The 3059-nt window shown below is 71.9% G+C and carries 3 protein-coding genes; 1 reads left to right on the plus strand and 2 read right to left on the minus strand.

Going from position 1 to position 3059, the window contains the following annotated elements; translation table 11 throughout:
- Window positions 1-50: 50 nt before the first annotated feature.
- Window positions 51-1556, minus strand: a complete 1506-nt coding sequence (locus tag U9R90_RS34910; protein ID WP_411061405.1) for a gamma-aminobutyraldehyde dehydrogenase — start codon at window positions 1554-1556, stop codon at window positions 51-53.
- 175 nt (window positions 1557-1731) lie between these two features.
- On the opposite strand from U9R90_RS34910, the gene U9R90_RS34915 reads away from it, so the two are divergent.
- Entirely contained in the window at window positions 1732-2280 is a 549-nt protein-coding gene (locus U9R90_RS34915; protein WP_411061407.1) for an NADAR family protein, read from the plus strand.
- Between the two features lie 22 nt (window positions 2281-2302).
- Here the strand turns inward: U9R90_RS34915 and U9R90_RS34920 are convergent.
- A partial coding sequence (locus tag U9R90_RS34920) for a DUF4190 domain-containing protein (protein ID WP_411061408.1) occupies window positions 2303-3059 on the minus strand: 757 nt, incomplete at its 5' end.

The following is a 3059-nucleotide window of genomic DNA, read 5'->3' on the forward strand; positions in this document are numbered from 1 at the left end:
GCGGGGGTGCGGGGGTGACTCGTGGTTCGGCGGGTGGTTCGGCGAGTGGTTCAGCGGGGGCCGAAGACCGTGCGGTGCCAGTCCTTTCTGGCGACCGCGGTGTTGTCGTACATGACGTGCTTGACCTGCGTGTACTCCTCGAAGGAGTACGCCGACATGTCCTTGCCGAAGCCGGAGGCCTTGTAGCCGCCGTGCGGCATCTCGCTGAGGATCGGGATGTGGTCGTTGATCCAGACGCAGCCCGCCTGGATCTCGCGGGTCGCCCGGCCGGTGCGGTAGACGTCGCGGCTCCAGGCGGAGGCGGCCAGGCCGTACGGGGTGTCGTTGGCGAGGCGGATGCCCTCGTCGTCGGAGTCGAAGGGCAGCACGACCAGGACCGGGCCGAAGATCTCGGACTGGACGATCTCGCTGTCCTGGGCGGCGTCGGCGATGAGGGTCGGCCGGTAGTAGGCGCCGTCGTTCTCGGGGGCCGTGCCGCCGGTGACCACGCGCGCGTAGCCGCGCGCCCGGTCGACGAAACCGGCGACGCGGTCGCGCTGGGCGTGCGAGATCAGCGGGCCGAGGTCGGTGGACTCGTCGAAGGGGTCACCGAGCCGTACGGTCTCCATCAGGTCGGCGACACCCTGCACGAAGGCGTCGTAGAGGGGGCGTTGGACGTACGCGCGCGTGGCGGCGGTGCAGTCCTGGCCGGTGTTGATCAGCGCACCGGCGACAGCGCCGTGCACCGCGGCCTCCAGGTCGGCGTCGTCGAAGACCACGAACGGGGCCTTGCCGCCGAGTTCGAGGTGCAGCCGCTTGACGGTGGAGGTGGCGATCTCGGCGACCCGCTTGCCGACCGCGGTGGAGCCGGTGAAGGAGGTCATCGCCACGTCCGGGTGGCCGACGAGGTGTTCGCCCGCGTCCCGGCCCGCGCCGGTGACGATGTTGACCACGCCGTCCGGGATGCCCGCCTCGGTGGCCGCCTGGGCGAACAGCAGGGAGGTGAGGGGGGTCAGTTCGGCGGGCTTGAGGACGATGGTGTTGCCCGCGGCGATGGCGGGGAGCACCTTCCACGCGGCCATCTGGAGCGGGTAGTTCCAGGGGGCGATGGAGCCGACGACACCGATCGGCTCGCGGCGTACGTACGAGGTGTGGTCGCCGCTGTACTCGCCCGCGCTCTGGCCCGCCAGATGCCGGGCGGCGCCCGCGAAGAACGCGGTGTTGTCGATGCTGCCGGGAACGTCGAACTCCCGGCTCAGTTTGATCGGTTTGCCGCACTGCAGGGACTCTGCCTGCGCGAACTCCTCGGCGCGCTCGGCGAGTACGGCCGCGAAGCCGTGCATCGCGTCGGAGCGTTCACCCGGGGTCGCGCCCGCCCAGCCGGGGAACGCCGCGCCCGCGGCGGCCACCGCGGCGTCGACGTCGGCGGTCGAGGCGAGGTCGTAGGTCAGCACCTGCTCGCCGGTGGCCGGATCGATGACGGAGTGGCGCTGACCCGATGTGCCGGGCCGCAGCTCACCGCCGATGTACTGCGCGCCTGCCGCGAAGCGGTCTTGCGCCGAGAAACGGTCACCCATCACGCTCTCCGTAGCTCCAGCTCGAATTGAGTGCCGATCCTGACAGAGCAAGTGGCTACCAACAAGGGATTCCGTTGTTGCCTTTTGGTTACGCAACGGAATCTGTCGACCAGGTGTCGAGCCCCCTCGAAAAACCAGGGACGGACTGTCAGTGGCGGATGCCAGACTCGCGTGCATGGAACAGATCAAGGAGCTCGCCACGCGGGTCAGTGCGGGTGAGCGGGTCAGGTTTCTGCACTTCTGGGGGCATCGGCCGCGCCGGGACGGGCAAATAGGCGCCGGCTGCCTGAGCCAGTGGTGGGTCGCGCCGTTCACGGTGGACGGCGTGGAGTACGCGACGGCCGAGCACTGGATGATGGCCGCCAAGGCCCGGCTCTTCGGTGACGCGCGGGCCGAGCGGCAGGCGCTGTCGGCCACCCATCCCGCCGCCGCGAAGAAGGCGGGGCGGCAGGTGGCGGACTTCGACGAGGCGGTCTGGGAGCGGGAGCGGTTCGCCATCGTGGTCGAGGGCAGCGTGCACAAGTTCGCGGCCCACCGGGAGCTGCGGGACTTCCTGGTCGGCACGGGTGACCGGATGCTGGTCGAGGCCAGCCCGCTGGACCGGGTGTGGGGCATCGGTCTCGCCAAGGACGACGAGCGGGCGGCTGACCCGGCGCGCTGGCGTGGGCTGAACCTGCTGGGCTTCGCGCTGATGGAGGCGCGGGAGCGGCTGCGGGCGGGCTGAGACGGGTGGGTCCGGGGTTGGCCTACGGCCGGTCGGTCCCGGGCGCCGGGGAGAGCGTGGCCGAGTAGGGCTGTGCGTCCACCTCCGCCTCCTCCGACTCGGAGTCCTCGCCCCAGATGAACACCCAGGCGAGCAGACCCACGATCACCGCGCCGACCGCGATGCCCACGGCTCCCGTGATGATTCCGGCCAGCGCGTTACCGCCGTTGTCCGCCAGGCCCTGGCGCACCTTCTTGCGGCCGAGGATCCCCAAGATCACCGCGAGGGTGCCGAGGACGATCGAGACGATGCCGTACAGGCAGAACAGGAAGAGGGACAGGATGCCCAGCACCATCGCGGCGGTGCCCATGCCGTTGCTGGGCGGCGGCGCGGCGTAGGGCCAGCCGGGGGCGGGGCCGCCGCTGCCCGGGTACGCCGGATAGGTGGGGTAGCCCGGGTATCCGAGGGCGTGGGCCTGGCCGGGGATCAGCCCAGGGCCGTACGGCTGGCCAGGGATCGGCCCCGGGCCGTACGCCTGGCCGGGGGCCTGGCCCGGTCCTGGCCCGTCGGGTGCGATGGGCGGGGGCGGCACCGAAGCCGCGGGCGGCAGGCCCTCGAACGGCCCGGCTGGGCCGAAGGGTGGTGCGGCCGGGGCGAAGGGTGGCGCGGGGGCGCCGTACGCGGGGAGTCCCCAGGGCGGCGCCGGGTTCGTCGGTGGTTGGGCCGGCGTCCTACGGTCCGCCCGGTCCTCGGGTGGGGCCCATGGGTCACGCCTGCGCGGTGCCTGTGGCTCCCCCGGT

It is taken from the genome of Streptomyces sp. E11-3, from assembly GCF_046540415.1.
GTDB lineage: Bacteria > Actinomycetota > Actinomycetes > Streptomycetales > Streptomycetaceae > Streptomyces.